This window comes from Gemmatimonadota bacterium (assembly GCA_022560615.1).
Lineage (GTDB): Bacteria > Gemmatimonadota > Gemmatimonadetes > Longimicrobiales > Gaopeijiaceae > UBA1138.
Map to the genome: position 1 here is coordinate 1 of JADFSR010000047.1, position 17,310 is coordinate 17,310.

At 66.3% G+C, this 17,310-nt stretch carries 15 protein-coding genes; 10 read left to right on the top strand and 5 right to left on the bottom strand.

Annotated features, from left to right (window positions below; genetic code table 11):
- The 4 genes from IIB36_17785 to IIB36_17800 all read left to right on the top strand — a co-directional run.
- A partial coding sequence (locus IIB36_17785; protein MCH7533591.1) for a hypothetical protein occupies positions 1-211 on the top strand: 211 nt, incomplete at its 5' end.
- Positions 208-1,305: a glycosyltransferase family 4 protein gene (locus tag IIB36_17790; GenBank protein ID MCH7533592.1), complete on the top strand. Its 1,098-nt coding sequence runs from the start codon at positions 208-210 to the stop codon at positions 1,303-1,305. The genes IIB36_17785 and IIB36_17790, both read left to right, overlap by 4 nt.
- Positions 1,302-2,489, top strand: coding sequence for a glycosyltransferase (locus IIB36_17795; GenBank protein MCH7533593.1), 1,188 nt, complete (start codon positions 1,302-1,304; stop codon positions 2,487-2,489). The genes IIB36_17790 and IIB36_17795 overlap by 4 nt, the downstream gene beginning before the upstream one ends.
- Positions 2,486-4,279, top strand: a complete 1,794-nt coding sequence (locus IIB36_17800) for an ATP-binding cassette domain-containing protein (GenBank protein MCH7533594.1) — start codon at positions 2,486-2,488, stop codon at positions 4,277-4,279. The genes IIB36_17795 and IIB36_17800 overlap by 4 nt, the downstream gene beginning before the upstream one ends.
- Here the strand turns inward: IIB36_17800 and IIB36_17805 are convergent.
- Positions 4,276-4,725, bottom strand: coding sequence for an SRPBCC family protein (locus IIB36_17805; protein MCH7533595.1), 450 nt, complete (start codon positions 4,723-4,725; stop codon positions 4,276-4,278). The genes IIB36_17800 and IIB36_17805 overlap by 4 nt on opposite strands.
- A 115-nt stretch (positions 4,726-4,840) precedes the next feature.
- On the opposite strand from IIB36_17805, the gene IIB36_17810 reads away from it, so the two are divergent.
- Positions 4,841-6,952: a DPP IV N-terminal domain-containing protein gene (locus IIB36_17810; GenBank protein MCH7533596.1), complete on the top strand. Its 2,112-nt coding sequence runs from the start codon at positions 4,841-4,843 to the stop codon at positions 6,950-6,952.
- A 2-nt stretch (positions 6,953-6,954) separates the two neighbouring features.
- Here the strand turns inward: IIB36_17810 and IIB36_17815 are convergent, their stop codons facing one another.
- Together IIB36_17815 and IIB36_17820 are read right to left on the bottom strand one after the other, a co-directional pair.
- Positions 6,955-8,046: an acetamidase/formamidase family protein gene (locus IIB36_17815; protein ID MCH7533597.1), complete on the bottom strand. Its 1,092-nt coding sequence runs from the start codon at positions 8,044-8,046 to the stop codon at positions 6,955-6,957.
- Positions 8,043-9,026: a quinone oxidoreductase gene (locus IIB36_17820; GenBank protein ID MCH7533598.1), complete on the bottom strand. Its 984-nt coding sequence runs from the start codon at positions 9,024-9,026 to the stop codon at positions 8,043-8,045. Before IIB36_17820 ends, IIB36_17815 begins: the two co-directional genes overlap by 4 nt.
- Positions 9,027-9,170: 144 nt before the next feature.
- On the opposite strand from IIB36_17820, the gene IIB36_17825 reads away from it, so the two are divergent.
- From IIB36_17825 to IIB36_17845, 5 genes are all read left to right on the top strand, one after another.
- Positions 9,171-9,848 (top strand): peptidylprolyl isomerase, encoded by a 678-nt coding sequence (locus IIB36_17825; protein MCH7533599.1) that lies wholly within the window; start codon positions 9,171-9,173, stop codon positions 9,846-9,848.
- A gap of 46 nt (positions 9,849-9,894) precedes the next feature.
- Positions 9,895-12,051 (top strand): M20/M25/M40 family metallo-hydrolase, encoded by a 2,157-nt coding sequence (locus IIB36_17830; protein ID MCH7533600.1) that lies wholly within the window; start codon positions 9,895-9,897, stop codon positions 12,049-12,051.
- A 206-nt stretch (positions 12,052-12,257) separates the two neighbouring features.
- A complete protein-coding gene (locus tag IIB36_17835) occupies positions 12,258-13,772 on the top strand; it encodes an Nramp family divalent metal transporter (protein MCH7533601.1) in 1,515 nt (504 codons plus the stop codon).
- A 7-nt stretch (positions 13,773-13,779) separates the two neighbouring features.
- On the top strand, positions 13,780-14,214 hold the full coding sequence (locus IIB36_17840; GenBank protein ID MCH7533602.1) for a hypothetical protein: 435 nt from the start codon (positions 13,780-13,782) through the stop codon (positions 14,212-14,214).
- Positions 14,215-14,254: 40 nt separating this feature from the next.
- Entirely contained in the window at positions 14,255-14,692 is a 438-nt protein-coding gene (locus IIB36_17845; GenBank protein MCH7533603.1) for a hypothetical protein, read from the top strand.
- Between the two features lie 7 nt (positions 14,693-14,699).
- Here the strand turns inward: IIB36_17845 and IIB36_17850 are convergent, their stop codons facing one another.
- Together IIB36_17850 and frc are read right to left on the bottom strand one after the other, a co-directional pair.
- Positions 14,700-15,797, bottom strand: a complete 1,098-nt coding sequence (locus IIB36_17850) for a hypothetical protein (protein ID MCH7533604.1) — start codon at positions 15,795-15,797, stop codon at positions 14,700-14,702.
- Between the two features lie 34 nt (positions 15,798-15,831).
- Positions 15,832-17,079, bottom strand: coding sequence for a formyl-CoA transferase (gene frc / locus IIB36_17855; protein ID MCH7533605.1), 1,248 nt, complete (start codon positions 17,077-17,079; stop codon positions 15,832-15,834).
- Between the last annotated feature and the right edge of the window lie 231 nt (positions 17,080-17,310).

A 17,310-nucleotide genomic window follows, 5' to 3' on the forward strand; every position in this document is an offset into this window, starting at 1 on the left:
TACGCTGTGGACGCTCTCCCGGACGGCGAGGGCCCCGGCGGATGGCCTCGAGGCTGAGCGGGGGCGTTCCTTGCGCGTGACGGTCTTCTGGTCATTCGCCGTCGCGTGCACGATCGGCTTCGCCGAGTGGACCTTCGCTCAGGGTATCGGTCAACTCATCATGCTCGTCGCAGCGATGGGCTTCGCGCTCGCGCAGGAGCGGGTGGCGTGAGGCTCGGTATCAACGGCCGGTTCCTGTGCGCTCGACCCACGGGCGTCCAGCGCTTCGCGTACGAGGTGACCACCCGGCTATGCGAACGGAGAGACACCACGGTTCTGGTGCCGTCGAACCACACAGGAGCGGGTGTCACGGGCGCGCGCCTGAAACGAGGCCGTCTCGGTGGCGTATTTTGGGAGCAGCTCGAGCTCCCGGGAGCGGCGAGGCGCGCCGGCGTCGATGTGCTGCTACATCTGGCGAACGCGTGCCCACGCTTCGGTGGGCCGCACGTCCAGCTTCTTCACGATCTGACCCCACTCACCCGACCGGAGGACTTCCGTGCCGTGTACCGTCTCTGGGTTCGCTGGGCGCATGTTGCGCCGGCTCGCTCCGCCGCGGCCCTGCTGACGGTTTCCGAGCATGCGCGGTCGGAGATCGCGCGAGCGACGGGCATCTCGCCCGACCGCATGCGAATCGTTCGTCAGGGTGCAGGTCCTCTAGACACACCGGCCGACGCTGAAACTGTCGTCGCGGTGCGAGCGCGCCATCGGATACCTGAGCGCTATTTCCTGGCGATGGGCGTTGGGGACCGTCGCAAGGGCTTGGACTTCCTACGCGACGTGTATTCGCGCTGGTCCGTCGAGCGTGGTCGCGACGTCGCGCTGGTCGTAGTAGGCGACTCGTACGAGCGAGTCCACCGCGACGTCCCGGACCACTCCGCGCTTCTAGCGCTCGGCCACGTGCCGGACGAGGATTTGCGGGCCCTCTACACGGGGTCGCTCGCGTTCCTGTTCCCATCCGTCGAGGAGGGATTTGGCCGGTCGCCGCTCGAGGCTCTCGCATGCGGGACGAGAGTCGTCGTTGCACCGTACCCTGCGGCGGCGGAGGTGCTGGGCGATGGGGCGGATCTGGTCCGCCGTGAGATCGACGATTGGGTCCGAGCGCTGGACGCGATTTGCGCCGAGCCGTCGCAGCGCAGGTCCGAGCGCATCGCACGTGGCCGCGAGTGGGCGGCGGACTTCACTTGGGAGCAGGCGACCGAGGAGATCCTCAGCGTGTGTGTGGCGGTTGCCGAGGCGCGGGTGCCCAACGTGGGGACGAACCCGTGAGGGTCGCGATCGTGCACGACTGGCTCACCGGCATGCGGGGCGGCGAGCTGGTGCTCGAGGCTCTTCTGGAGCTGTTCCCCGAGGCGGAGCTCTTTACGCTGCTGCACGAGCGCGGATCGGTCTCCGAGGTCATCGAGTCACGGCCCATTCATACGTCGGCGATCGACCGGATGCCGGGGAGCCACCGGGGGTACCGGTTCTTCTTGCCGCTCTTTCCGTGGGCGATCGAACGAATGGACCTGAGCGGCTTCCACCTCGTCATCTCGAGTAGCCATTGCGCGGCCAAGGGGGCGCGGGCTCCGAGCGGTGTGCCCCATATCTGCTACTGCCACACCCCGATGCGGTACTTGTGGGACCAGTACGACGCGTACTTCGCGGCGGGGCGCGCAGCGCTGCCGGTGCGTGTGGCGATGGCGGCAGTCGCTCAGCCACTGCGGCGGTGGGACGCGCGCAGCGCCGCGTACGTCGATCACTTCGTGGCGAACTCTACGCACGTCAAGGATCGCGTGGGTCGCTTCTACGGCCGCGACGCGGTCGTCGTGCATCCGCCCGTGAACACGGAACGGTTCGCACCGCGTCCTGGGCCTCGCGACGGCTTCTACCTGACGCTCGGCGCTCTGGTGCCGTACAAGCGCCTCGACGTCGCCGTGGCAGCATTCAACGAGATGGGCAAGCCGCTCGTGGTCGTGGGAGGTGGCATCGACCAAGACCGCCTCAGCGCGCTCGCAGGACCCACGGTGCAGGTGCGTGGTCCGGTGGCTGACGAAGAAGTGGTCGACTTGCTCGCACGGTGTCGTGCGCTCGTGCTCCCCGGTGTGGAGGACTTCGGGATCGGGGTCGTCGAGGCACTGGCGTCCGGCGCCCCGGTCGTCGCGCTCGGCGAAGGGGGGGTTCTGGACTCGGTCACCAACGCGACGAACGGTTCCGGCCCGGCGGAGGGGACCGGTGTCTTCTTCTCCACCCCGTGCGTCGGGGACCTCGTGGCCGCGGTTCGTCGATTCGAGCAGCTCGAATTCGATTCCGACGACGTGGCCGCCTCCGCCCGGGGTTTCGGGAAGGCCCGGTTCATCGCTGAGATGCGGGCAGAGGTAGACCGTGTCCTGGGTGCGTGGCCCCGCCGTGTGGACGGCACGCCGCGAGCCCCCGTCCTCGGAGCCGCGATGTCCCGGGGAGGCACACTTTGAAGAAGCAGCGCCTCAGCCCGCGCAGCATCGCCCGGTTCCTCGGCCGGCTGACCCCAAGGGTGAGACCGTATCTCACGTCGCTCATCGCGGCGAGCGTGATCCTCGTGGTCAGCACGGCGATCGCTCTCGCTTTCCCGCTCATCGTGCGCGAGCTGCTCGACGCGGCGTTCCTGGAGGGGAGCGGCGAGCTGCTCAACCTCATCGCCATCGGGCTACTGGCGCTGTTCGCGCTCCAGGCGGTGCTGAACTTCGCGCAGAGCTATCTCACCGCCTCCGTGGCCGAGCGCGTGATCGCGGATCTGCGCAACGACCTGTTCGCGCACCTGCTTCGTCAGCCGCCGGGCTTCTTTTCGCTGCGCCGGGTGGGGGAGCTCAGCTCGCGCATCGCTTCGGACGCGGCGTTGATCCAGAACGTCTTGCGGTTCGGGATCCCGGAGTTGGCGCGGCAGGGGATCTTCCTGGTGGGCGCGCTCGCTCTCGTGACCGCCACGAACCCGAGGCTGACCCTGGTCACGCTCACGGCGATTCCCATAGCCGCGGGCGTAGGCTGGTTCTTCGGCCGCCGCGTTCGCCATCTCAGCACCGGCATCCAGGATCATCTCGCCTCGGCGGTGGCCCGGGCCGAGCAGGCGTTCACCCAGATCCGCACGGTGCAGGCGTTCACCCGGGAGGCGTGGGAGAGGGATCGCTTCGGCGTGGAGATCGGCCGCACCAGGGACGAGGGTCTCAAGCGGGCGGTCGCTAGGGCGGCGCTCACGGGCGCGGTGACGTTCGCGGCCTTCGGCGCGATCGTGGTGGTCCTGTGGGAGGGCGGACGTCTGGTTCTCGCGGGCGAGCTGAGCCCGGGCACGCTCGTGGCATTCCTGCTCTACGCGGTGACGATCTCGGGCGCGATCACTTCCCTCGCCGGCTTCTACGGGAACCTCAACGAGGCGGCGGGTGCCGCGCGCCACATCTTCGAGCTCCTGGACGACGAACCGATTCTCGTCGATCCGCCCGAGCCGATCGCGTTCGCTGCGCCGGTGCGAGGGACCATCGCCTACCGGGACGTCCACTTCCGGTACGGCCCCGATCTGCCCTACGTGCTGCGGGGGATCGACCTCGAGATCGAGGAGGGGGAGACAGTCGCGCTCGTGGGTAGCTCTGGGGCCGGCAAGAGTACGCTCGCGTCGTTGCTACCCCGCTTCTTCGACGTGGAGCACGGCAGCGTCAGCATCGACGGGGTCGACGTGCGCGCGGTGCGCCTGGAAGATCTGCGCTCGGTGATCGGCATTGTTCCACAGGAGCCGATGCTCTTCGCGGGCACGGTCCGGGAGAACCTGCTGTACGGGGACTTCGACGCGACGGAAGCGGATCTCGACGAGGTCGCCGCAGCCGCGCACGCGGACATCTTCATCCGAGACCTTCCGGACGCGTACGATCAGCTGATCGGGGAGCGAGGCGTGACGCTGAGCGCCGGACAACGTCAGCGGCTCGCGATCGCGCGCGTGATGCTCAGACGGCCTCGCATCCTCATCCTCGACGAGGCCTCCAGCTCCCTGGACGCGGAGTCGGAGCGGCTGGTACAGGACGCGCTCGACCGGCTCATGAGCCACTGTACCACGCTTGTGATCGCGCATCGCCTTTCCACGGTGATTCGCGCGGACCGCATCGTCGTGCTCGACGAAGGGGTCATCTCAGCCGTCGGGTCGCACGCCAACCTGCTCGAGCACGACGCCGTGTATCAGCGACTGTACCGCCGACAGTTCGAGGACGCTCTGGCGACGACGACGGCGACGCACGTGCCCTAGCAGCCGCTCTCCAAGCGCTGCTTCAGCAGCGACAGGGATTCCTTCATCTGTTCGCGAAACGCGGCCTCGAGCACGGCGCCCGGCACGAAGCGCAGCACGCCCGTCGGCTTGCCCTCGACCGACATCGTGACGCGCGTGCCGGTGCCCTCGCTTGTCCAAAGAATCTCGTTGGCCGCGGAGACCGTCGAGCCGGGCATCGACTCGAGTACCACGCGCTGGTTCGGCTCGTACGCCTTCACCTCGTAGCTGTTCTTCACCGACCGCCCCAGGAACTCGCTCACATAGTGGCGCCGCGTGCCTACCGCGGCGGCCCCCGGAGGCTCCTGTTCCGCGCCTCGAAGCTTCGGCTGCCACTCGTGCTCGCGGCTGACGTCGTCCATGTAGGCGAAAACGTCCGCAACCGGACGTTGAATCAGGATGCTATCGCTGTATCGTACGGTCGCCATTTGTCCCTCAGCACCGCGTCAAGCCTCCCCTCGCCAAGTATCGCTGGAACGACTCCGACGTAGTAGAGTGGTGCCCTGCCCGACGACCCGTGCCCATCCCATCGTGACCCATATGATGACCAAGCTCCACGACACTGCCCGCCGCCTGCGATGCTCGCCTGGCGGAGTCGGCTTGGCTGTGCTGGCATGCCTGACGCTGGTCACGGTTCCGCTCGACGCCCAAGACCGTCTGCGGAGCATGCCCGGGTACGAGCGCTTCATGGAGATGTCTCCTCAGATCGCTCGGTCCTTCGTTACGGGGGCGATCCGGCCGACCTGGGCGGACGACGGGAAGAGTTTCCAGTACGCGCACGCGGGCCAGGCCTATCGGTTCGACGTCATGACCGGCACGTCGTCGGTTGATTCGGACCCGCCGACTCGAGGTTTCGGGGGGCGCGGTGGCCGCGCCCGGGGGCGTCAATTCGTGGAAGCGGAGTCTCCGGACGGCACGTACAAGGCGTTCTACCGCGACCGGAACCTCTTCGTGAGCCGCGCGGACGGTACGGAGGAGCGGGCGATCACGAGCGATGGCAGCGCCGAGGATCGCATCAAGTATGGCACCGCGAGCTGGGTGTACGGTGAGGAGCTCGATCAGGTCACCGCGATGTGGTGGTCACCGGACGCTTCCAAGCTCGCGTACTACCGCTTCGACGAGGGCCCGGTGCCGGACTTTTTCATAGAGATGGATCAGACGAAGCTCCAGAGCTCGCTCGACGTCGAGGCGTACCCCAAGGCCGGCGTCGACAATCCGGTTGTCGACCTCTTCGTCTACGATGTGGCGGCGGACTCGGCCACACGCATCGACGTGCGGGACGGTCAGCCGTTCACGGACGATGTGGTGGGGCATTACGTGTACCGCGTCGCTTGGTCGCCGGACGGCTCGGAGATCACGTTCAACCGGGCGAACCGGCGCCAGAACATCACCGAGTTCACGGCGTGCAGCCCGGACACCGGCGCTTGCCGTCTGGTGGTGCGGGAGGAGTGGCCGGCGAGCTGGGCGATGAACTCTCCCGCGATACGGTTCCTCGAGGAGGGCGAGCGCTTCATCTGGACGTCCGAGCGCAACGGCTTCCGGAACCTGTATCTGCACAGCTTTTCCGGTGAGCCGCTCGCGACGCTCACGGACCACGACTTCGAGGTCGGCACCGTAGTGCGCGTGGACGAAGACGCGGGCGTGCTGTATTACATGGCCCGCAGCGGTGACAACCACATGAAGATGCAGTTGCACCGTGTGGGGCTGGACGGAAACGGCGACCAACGGCTCACGGACCCGGCGTTCCACCACGCGATCACGTTCTCGCCCGACGGCGCGCACTTCGTCGACGTGGCGCAGACGCACGATGAGCCGCCGACTTCGGTGCTGCGCGACATGCGTGGGCGTCAGGTCGCCGAGATCGCGACGAGCGATGTCTCGCGTTTCGACGAGCTGGGCTTCAACCGTGTCGAGATGTTCACCTTCACGGCTGAAGACGGGGTGACCGAGCTCCACGGGATGCTGCACAAGCCGTCGAACTTCGACGCGAACCAGGTTTATCCGATGCTGGTCTCCGTCTACGCGGGCCCGCGCTCGAACGGGGCTCGTGAGACGTTCACCATGCCGCATCCGCTCACCGAGTACGGCTTCCTCGTGGTCACGATGGACTCCCGGAGCGCAGGAGGTCGCGGCAAGGAGTTCCTCGACGCGATCTACATGAAGCTGGGAGTTGTCGAGGTCGACGATCAGGCGGCGGGGATGCGGTCGCTCTGGGACCGCCCGTATGTGGACCGGAACCGCGTGGGCATCTTCGGAACGTCGTACGGAGGGTATGTCTCCGCGCTGGCACTGCTCCGCCACCCGGATGCCTTCCAGGCCGCGTCCGCGTCTTCGCCGATCACCGACTGGCGGCACTACGACACGATCTATACCGAGCGGTACATGTGGACGCCGCAGGGCAACACGGCGGGGTATGACGCCGGCTCGGCGATGACCTACGCCGCGGATCTGAAGGGGCGTCTGATGCTCTACTACGGAACCGCGGACAACAACGTGCACACGACGAACACCATGCAACTCATCGCGGCGCTTCAGGAGGCCGGGAAGAGCTTCGAGGTGCAGGTGGGCCCGGACCGTGGGCACTCGGGCCTGAACCAGGACCGGATGATGGAGTTCTTCATCGAGAACCTGGTGATGTCGCCGGTCGTGTTTTAGCTCTAGCGCGCCTGAAACAGCGACTTCGGGATCATCACGTGGACCCCCACCTTCCTGTCCACCAACTGCGTGATGCGCAGGTCGCATGCCACGCTCACCAACTGATAAGCGTCTCCGGGCGCGATGTCGTACACGTCACCCAGTAGCGCGATGGCCTGTCGGATCGCAATTCGGGTCGCTTCCGCCAGGTCTTCGTGGGTGCCCATGGCGATATGGTGCGTCGGAGTCTCACCCCGCGGCCATTCGAGCGACATGTCCTTGCGCACGATGAGCTGGAAGCGTCCGCGCAGCGAAGTCTCGATGCCGGTCTGATCGACCTCTCCGTCTCCCTGGGCCGCGTGTCCGTCGCCGGCCTCGAAGAGTGCTCCGGCCACGTGGACCGGGATGAACAGCGTCGTGCCCGCCACCATCTCCTTGTTGTCGATGTTGCCCGCGTGAATCCAGGGAGGCACGCTGCTCCACCGGCCCGCGTCCGGAGGAGGCGCCACGCCCATGCTGCCGAAGAACGGCGCGAGTGGGACGGTGACCCCCGGCAGGAACTCCGCGGTATTCTCGTCGCGGTCGAGCCAGACGATCTTCATGCCCACCCCCTCACACAGATCGCGGATGTAGCCGCTGCAGCCGTTGTACCCGTACGCGAGCGACATCTCGACGCTCAGGATGCGCACCTCGAGCACGTCACCCGGCTCGGCTCCTTCCACATAGACAGGTCCGGTGAGGATGTGCCCGCCAGGGCCCCTCTCCGTCACCTGATCGTACACGGCGCGCAACGCGGGCTCGACTTCATCGGGCGGTATGCCGGCGCGTTCCAGCCGGGTAGGGCTCGATGTCAGGAAGGTCGACATCTCGACGATGTCTCCTGATGCGATCCGGAGCACCGGCGGAGCCTCCGACCAGTAGTAGCCCCACGCCACGGTTGTCGGGCCGGCCTCGAGCACATGAACGTTGGGTTGTTGTGCTGCCGTGGCGCGCGGCGTGAGTACCGCCCCGGCGGAGACCGTGACCGCCACCGCGACCGGCGCCGAGATCGCCACCGAGGTCGCCACCGAGGTCGCCTTGGCGAGGCCCACCGCGAACGAGGTGAGCGTCCTCATGAGCCGACCGTGAGCACGGTGGAGCCCACCGTCTCGCGCGCTTCCAGCGCGCGGTGCGCGTCCGCGACGTCCTCGAGTGCGAACGTCTGCCCGATGTGCGGGCGTACCTTGCCGGATGTCACCATTTCGAACAGCGCGGCGCAGCCGTCGGCAGATTCTTCGGCGGACGTGTAGTAGTCGCCGAGCTTCGGCCGGGTCAGGAAGAGGGACCCGCCTTGCGCCAGCAGCAGCGGGCGCACGGGCTCGACTGGTCCGGAGGCGTTCCCGTAGGTGACCATCATTCCCCTGGGCCTGAGGGACGCGATCGAGCCTTCGAACGTCGCCGCACCGACCGAGTCGTAGACGACGTGCACGCCTGCGCCGTCGGTGATCTCCCGGACGCGTTCCGCGACGTCTTCCTCGCGGTAGAGGATCGTGTGGTGGCACCCGTTGGCGCGGGCGAGCTCAGCCTTCGCGTCGGAGCCGACCGTGCCGATGACGGTCGCGCCCAGCGCGCTCAACCACTGACTGGCGATGAGGCCTACGCCGCCGGCCGCCGCGTGCAGCAGGACGACATGACCCTCACGGACCCGGAAAGTCCGTCGGACGAGGTATTCCACCGTGCAACCCTTGAGCATGATTGCGGCCGCGGCCTCCTCGTCGATCCCGTCCGGAAGCGGAACCAGTCGTGAGCGTGGAAGCACCCGGCCCTCACGGTACGAGCCGGCCGGGCCGTTTCCGGTATAGGCGACCGCGTCGCCCGGCGAGAGGTCGCCAACGCCCTCGCCGACCGCTTCGACGCGGCCGGCGCCTTCCATCCCGGGCGTGAACGGGAGCTCGAGGGGGTATAGCCCCTCCCGTTGGTAGACGTCGATATAGTTGAGGCCCACCGCCGTGTGGCGGATGAGCACCTCACCTGGGCCGGGTTGGCCGGGATCGGACCGTGTCCACTCGAGGACCTCGGGTCCACCGTGCGCTCGCACGACGATTGCTCCATCCATCGTGACCATTCCTCACTGTCGGGGGTTGGACGGGACGGGTAGGCCGGGGATAGTGGCGGCCCCTGGCGGCCGGCGCCACCGCCCGTCAACGTGTCCTCTCCGGAAGACTCGAACACGACGTGGGGCATTGTGGAGAAGGTAGACATGTGGGTGAAGTCAGGATCCCGGATGTTCGCGGCCGCCTCTTTCTCGGCACTCGTGCTGACGCTCGCCACCTGCATGCCGGGCAGCACCATCTGGGCTCCGAGTCCCGAGGAGATGAACGCACGTGCACCGGACTCGTTCGTGGTCGCGATGGAGACGAGCGAAGGTTCCGTCGAAATGATGATGTACCGCGAGTGGTCACCGCTCGCGGTCGATCGCGTCTACTACCTGATGGCCAACGACTTCTACGCGGGGGCCCGCTTCTATCGCGTCGTGCCCGGCTTCGTCGCGCAATGGGGCCTTACGGGAAAACCCGTGCTCGACTCGATCTGGAAAGAGATGGGGATCGACGACGAGCCGGTGATGGACAGCAACGCCCGTGGCACGGTGGCTTTCGCGCGCGGTGGCCCGCGTACGCGGTCGTTCCAGCTCTTCATCAACCTCGCGGACAATTCGCGGCTCGACGCCTACGACTCCGGTGGCGTGGTCGGCTTTCCGCCGATCGGTCGCATCCATACCGGCATGGAGGTGGTCGACGGGCTGTACGGCGCGTACGGTCAGCCCGAGGACATTCAGGACTCGATCTCCACTGTCGGCAGCGCGTACCTGCGACGGACGTACCCGCAACTCGACTCGATACTGAATACTCGCGTGGTCCGGAGCTGGCCCCCGCGGTAGTGGTAAGACCGGCAGCCATGTCCAACCTTCGAAGGATGATCCCGCCATGCGGACCGTGACGACGAAGTTGCCCTTTTGGCGCGTTGCCCTCATCGTTTGCGTATTCGCTGCGCTTCCGACGAGTAGCCATGCCCAGGAATCCCCCCGGCTGCATGCGATCGCGTCCTGGGTCGCACTCGACGTCGCGACCGGCTACGAGACTCGCACGGCCACGGCGATCGCCGACGGCATGCCGGGTTGGTCTGTGGACCACTGGGGCAACGTCGTCACGACGGTGGGCTCCGGTACCCCGAGGCGGATCGTCGCGTGTGCACTCGACCGGCCGAGCTACGCCGTGAGCCAGATCACGGAGGACGGTTACCTGCGTGTCCACCGCATTGGGCGCGGCTCACAGCACCCGCTGTGGGATCAGGCGTTCGAAGCGCAGCAGGTACGAATCCTCACGCAGTCCGGACCCGTGAGTGGCGTTGTCGCTCGCAGCAATGGTCATTTCGCGCAACAACACCGCGACGAGACCGCAGTCGTGACCGCGGACGACCTTTGGGTGGACGTGGGCGCCACCTCGGCGGAGGGAGTCGCGGCGCTGGGCATCGCCTTACTCGATCCGATCGGCCGACACTTGCCGCCTTGGGTCATCGAGGGCGCTGTGGCCGGACCGGACGCGGGCCGGCGTTCGGGCTGTGCAGCGGTCGCGACGCTTGCGGCAGCGGTCCGCGCGGGGAGCGCGCCTCCCGGTGAGACGCACTTCGTGCTCAGCGCCCAGCAGGGGATAGGCTGGCTCGGTCTGTCGTCGTACATCGCTCGCGGCGGGGTGTTCGACGCATTGACCGTCGTGGCGCCCGGTGAGCTTTCGGGTTCGGTCAGCATGCGTGCCGCTTCGTCGTTCGGACGCATGGGTGCAGTTTTGGAGGCCGCCGGCTTGGAGGCGGTTCGGTGGATCGTGCCGACGGTGCGTGCGGCCGGCTCGCACATGGAAGTGATCACGGGGGCCGAAGCGAGCCGGATGCTCGGTGCTGCCGCTTCCGGAATCTTCCTCGGAAGCGAGCCCGCCTGGGTCTCGGCACCCGACCGGGAGCCGTTCATGACGGACCACGTGGACCACTCGGTCGAGCGCGCCGCCACCCTTCTGAAGGAGCTCGTCGAGCGCCACGGCGTGCCCGGTCACGAGTGGGCGGTGCGTCGCTTCGTGCTCGAGTCGATGCCCGAATGGGCTCGGGAGCGGGCGATCGTCGACGACATCGGCAACATCATGGTCGAGGTCGGCCCGGACCGGGACACGACTGTCTTCATGGCCCACATGGACGAAGTCGGGTATGAGGTCGAGACGATCGCGCAGGACGGGGTCATCACGCTCAACCGCCAGGGCGGTGCGGTCTCGTCGGCGTGGGAGGGACAGACCGCTCTGCTGCACATCGACCCTGTCGGGGCTCCCAGCACGATCACCGGCTACGGAGACGACACCGATCAGAGGTGGAAGCGACAGTCCCTCACCGCGACGGCTCCTCCCCCGATCAAAGGCGTATTCCTGACGCGGGAGCGGGCCAGCGAGAAGAACCCGGGTGCGATGCAGGCGTGGTTCGGGCTCGACCGGGACGCGCTTGCCGCGCTTGGAGTTCGAGCCGGCGCGGGCGTGACGAGCCACAAGGAAGGCCTGCGCTTGGGGGAGCACCGCTTCGTGGCGCGGGCGCTCGACGACCGCGCGGGCACCACGGCGCTCCTTCTCGCCATCAACGACATCGACCCGGACGCGCTCCGGACCAAGGTCATCTTCGCCTGGTCGGTCCATGAGGAGGGCGGGTTACGCGGTGCCGAGGCCATGGCGCGTCGTTATGCCAAGTCGACGCGGCGCATCTACTCGATCGACACTTTCGTGTCCTCGGACACTCCGCTCGAGTCCCCCCACTTCGCGTATGCCCCGCTCGGGAACGGGCCGGTCCTACGTGCGATCGAGAGCTCGGGCGTTTCTCCGGACCGGGAGCGTGCGCGCGTATTTCGAGCGGCCGCGGACGCGGGTATCGCCATCCAGATGGGACTCACGCAGGGCGGCACGGACGGGAGTCGCTTCGCCTACTGGGGTGCGCCAAACCAGGGCCTGTCCTGGCCCGGGCGTTACAGCCACTCGCCGGGTGAGGTGCTCGACCTGCGGGACCTCACGAAGCTGGGTAGGCTGATCGTGGCGGTGGCAGGCGCCGGGGAGGAGTAGGCGCGATGCTCGCGTGGGCCGGTGCGCCGCCGGCCTTTTGTCGCTCGGCATTCGTCATGCGGGAGCAGATGATCCGGGAGCTCGGGCTCACCCAGGAGTAGACGCCCTGCGTCGCTCTACGCCACGTTTGCGCCGAGGCCCGCCTCTCTGCAGCATGGTCCCGTCCCGCGCCGAGCGCGCGCAACCCCACCACCAGGGAACGCCTCATGGATCGCGACCGGACCGGATCGCCGCAGGAGTCCTCCGAAGCCGATGCCTTCGCCGATCTGGAGATGCCGGATCTGACCGTCAAGGGCCTCATGAGCCACTTCGGGCCGGGCATCATCCTGATGATGACGGGCATCGGCACGAGCCACCTGGTGACGGCGCCGACTGCGGGAGGCCGCTTCGCTTATGCGCTCCTGTGGTGCATCCCGGTCGCTTACGTGTTCAAGTACTACGGCTTCGAGATGGCATTCCGCTTCACCAACGCGACCGGAAAGAGCTTGATCGAGGCCTACGGGACCGCGTGGAAGAAGTGGCCGCTCTGGTACGTGTTGGTCACCACGCTGATCCAGTGCGCGCTCGGGCAAGCGGGGCGCCTCATCGCGGCCGCTGCCGTACTCTACTACGTCTTCAGCGTGGAGATGGGCTTCCCGCTGACGCTCGCCCACTACGGCCTCGGCCTCGGCGTCGTCTCGGTGGCGATCATCCTGCGCGGACGCTACAAGGCCGTCGAAGTAGCGGCCAAGGTGCTGGCCGGCATTCTCGTGTTCTCCACGTTGGCGGTCTACTTCTGGGAGCCCGCCCCCATCTCCGAGATGGGGCACTTCTTCATGGTGGAGATCCCTGACGGGTCGTGGCTCATCATCGCGGCGTTCCTCGGCCTGCTGCCGACCGGCATGGACGTCTCACTGCAGGCTTCGGAATGGGGCAAGGCCAAGAAGAAGGGCATGAGCAAGATTCGCGAGCGCATGGAGGATCTGGGCCTCGCGCATCGCTTCGATCCGTTCGCTCCGAACCGCGACCACCTCACCGTGGACACATCGAGGCTTCCCGAAGGCGCTCGGGACTATTGTCGGCGCTGGTTCAAGATCGGGATCTGGGACTTCAGGGCGGGCTACGTCGTGTCCTTTTTCCTCGCGTGCATCTTTCTGCTCCTGGCCGCAGTGTGGATGTATCCGAACCCCGTTGAGGGGCGGGCGGTCATGGGGGAGATCGCCGGGATCTTCACGCTGAGCATGGGCCCGCAGTGGATGATCGTGTTCATGGTAGGCGCGTTCGCGGCCACATTCTCGACAGCGTTCAACTATTTCGATGGTTGGCCTCGGATCGTGGGTGCCTGCTGCCGGAACCTCTTCGCAGGTACGGCGGGCTTGCAGGGCATCGCGCCCGAGGATTTGACTCCGGAGCACCGGAGCGCGTGGTACTCCGAGTACAACATCTACCGGATTACGATGATCTACTCGCTGATCGCCTCGGTCGCGATCGTGTGGGGCCTTGAGCGGCCCGTGTTCCTCGTACTCGTGGCCTCGGCGCTCGCGTTCTTCGTCGCGCCGGTGATCTTCTTCCTGAACTTCTACTACTGCTTGACGATCATCCCGAAGGAGGATCGTGCGTTCTACCCGTCGACCTTCGCGAGATGGTTCGGGTGGGCTAGCTTCTTCGTGTTCACCGGGATGAGCCTGATCCTGATCTTTTGGCGCATTTGGATTCCCGTCTCGGAGATGCTTCAGGGATGAGACGAAGATGAAGACGAGATTCCGGGGAAGCGGGTTCAAGCACACCCTGTCCGCCGTGTTTCCGTTCTCAGCTGTCTGGGTCTTCGTCGTCGTGCTGACGGTGCCGATCATCGTCATCGGTATGATGGCGGGCGACCTCGTGCCGGAATCGTCGTACAGCGACGTCTGGTTCTTCCTTGCTACGCGAATGCCTGTGCTCGCGTTGGCGGCCATCGCGCTCGCGATCTTCACGACCAGCCGGGTGGCGGGACCGTTGATCTCGATCAGGCGTGCCTTCGTGGCGGTTAAGGGAGGCGACTTGGATCACCGCCTAACATTCCGACGCAGTGATAGGCACATGAAAAATCTCGAGGAGGCCTTCGGCGAGATGATGGTGGCGCTTCTCGAGCGGGCCGAGTCTCGCGTGGATCGGGAAGCTGAGGAGGAGCGAACCGGCGACTAGGCTAGGGGACGTCTCACAAACGAGCTGGCAGGCGACGAAGATGAAGATGAAAGAAGTCCGGGGAAGTGGATTCAAGTCCAACCTATCAGCGGTGTTCCCGTTCTCTGCTGTCTGGGTCTTGGTGGTGGTGATGACGGCGCCGATCATCAGCATCGGTATGATGGCGGGCGGCCTCGTGCCGGAATCGTCGTACGGCGACGTCTGGTTCTTCCTTGCTACTCGAGTGCCTGTACTCGCGTTGGCGGCCATCGCGCTCGCGATTTTCACGACCAACCGGGTGGCGGGACCGTTGATACTGCTGATACGAGCCTTCGAGGCGGTCAAGGAAGGCGACTTGGAACACCGCATCAAGTTCCGGCACCGCGATAGGCACTTGAAAAATCTCGAGGTGGCCTTTAACGAGATGATAGTGGCGATTCGCGACCGGGCCGAGCCCCGCGCGGATCGGGAAGCTGAGGAGGAGCGCGCGGGCGACTAGGACCAGGCTATCGGCTTATCGATCCTGAGGGCCCGGTCAGGCGTTGGCTGCGGTTTTTTTCGAGCCGGTCGTCTACGAGCGTGACGATCTCGTCCATCGTCTGGGACTCGAGACCGAGCTGCCGCCCGATCTCCCGCATAAGGCAGTCGACACGCTCGATGTACTCAGCACCGCCAAAGAGAGAGCGCGCCGCGGAGGACGGCTTGCCGAGACCCTCGGCGGCTCTGGCGTACTTCTCGAAGGGGACCAGATCAGCGTCAGCGGCACCCAGCCGGGTGCACAGCTCCCAAGCCCATCCGTATGCCTCGCGCGACGCGTCCAGATCCCCGTGCACGGCATCCCTGATCGGGATCATCTCGTCGCGCTTGATGCAGCGATAATTCCCGGCGAGCAGCATCGGCCACTTGGCCAACGGCACGAAGAGTGAGTCGTGCACGCGAAGCTTCACCGGAATCTCGAGGGCCCCGTCACCGGGATCGAAGCGGGCATCCACGATGTCGGCTTCCAGATTGCGGAGCATCGCGGTGTGCTCTTCCGCTTCGAAGCGGGCCGCCTTGAAGTTGGTCGGCAGGCCGACCTGGAGAATATTCTTCGGCTCTCCCGGCTGGCGATACGCCTGTGGATCCGGGCTCGCCATCGTGACCAGCCCTGGCTCGAAGCCCTCCCACACTTCCGGATCTACGAAGCAGCGCTTTAGCGGCTCGATCGACAGTCCTGGAATGCGCTCCAGATACGGCAGCGGTGGCATGTTCATGATCGCCAGGCACGGGGTCCGCGATGCCGCGATCCGTGCCATCAACTCGCGAACCCCCGGGCCGCCGTACTGCGACTCCTGCATTCCCAGCACGACCAGGTCGAAGTCGGCCGGGTCGACCCCTTCGGGGGTGCTGGCGGCGAGCGAGCCCTCGAGCCCGCCAGAGGCGATCTCGAGCAGCCCCTCGCGACCCCGGATTGGGAACCGCACGACCGTCCCTTCGCGGTTGATCAGCTCCGCGGTCGACTCGGTGCAGACCAGCGTCACCGAATGCCCCGCGAGTAGCAGCTTGGTGCCGATCAGGGAGCCATAGGAGGCCCCCAAGATGAGCACGTCGTACTTGGGCTTCACCGCGTTCTCCCCGGGTTGTATCGAAACTTGCTGCTCAGATTGCGCCCTGCTCGCGCGCCGTCGTGATATCATCGTCACTCATGCCGAGCACATCCTTGAGGACCTCGTCGGTGTGCTCACCGAGGAGCGGCGACCGTCTGACGTCCGCCGCCGAGTCCGACAGCTTGATCGGATTCCCGATCGTCAGGTACTTGCCGCGTTCGGGATGGTCCACCTCGACGACCGTGCCGGTTTCCCGCAGGGACGGCTCCTGGGCGATCTCCTTCATGGACAGGATCGGCCCGCACGGGACGTTGAGCGGATTGAGGATGCTCATGACCTCCATCTTGTCCTTGGTCATGGTCCATTTCTCGATCTCGGAGAACATCTCGTCGAGCTTGTACAGGCGTGCCTCGGCGGTGCTCCACTCCGGGTCCTCGTTCCACTCCGGGCGACCGATCGCTTCGGCCAGGGCCGAGAACGCCTTCGCCTGCGTGATGACGTAGATGTACGCGTCCGGGTCGGTCTCCCACCCTTTGCACTTCACGATCCAACCGGGCTGACCACCACCCGAGGCGTTGCCGGCGCGCGGCACGGCGTCGCCGAACTCTCCGTGCGGGTATTGCGGATACTCGCTGAGCGGGCCGTGCGCGAGTCGCTGCTGATCGCGCATTTTCACCCGACACAGGTTGATGACAGAGTCCTGCATGGCGCAGGTCACGCGCTGGCCCCGGCCGCTGTGGGTCCGGTGGAACAGCGCCGCGAGGATCCCAGCGACGAGGTGTATTCCGGTTCCGGAGTCACCGATCTGGGCGCCGGTCACGGTGGGGACACCGCCGACTTGGCCGGTCGTCGAGGCCGCACCCCCCATGCACTGGGCCACGTTCTCGTAGACCTTACAATCCTCGTACGGACCCGGGCCGAAACCGTTGACCGAGGCGTAGATGATGCGGGGGTTTATCTCCTGGATCTTCTCCCATGGAAACCCCATCCGGTCGATTGCGCCCGGCGCGAAGTTCTCGACCATGACGTCGCACTCCTCGATGAGCCTCGTGAAGATCGCGTTTCCGGCCTCGGTCTTGGGGTTCAGGGTGACGCTGCGCTTGTTCGCGTTGAGCATCGTGAAATAGAGGCTGTCCACGTCGGGTATGTCGCGCAGCTGGCCGCGCGTGATGTCACCGATGCCGGGGCGCTCGATCTTGATGACGTCGGCACCGAACCACGCCAGAATCTGCGTGCACGTCGGTCCCGACTGGACATGGGTCATGTCGAGGATTCGAACGCCCTCGAGAGCCTTGCTCATTGTGATGCTTTTCTCCGCCAATGGTATGACCGCGCAGTGCATTCTCACGGGCCTCCGGCCAGCTAGCGCCGGAGCCGGAGTGCCCTCACGAGGGGCGCAATCTAGGGCATGCCCCGGACCCGGCGACAGCTTGGCTGCGCGATCTACGCGCGCGCCTTGCCCACTCTGCGCCAGGGGAGCATGGTTTGGCGCTGCCGGGCGTTCCGGCACCCGTCCCGCCATCGCCGACCG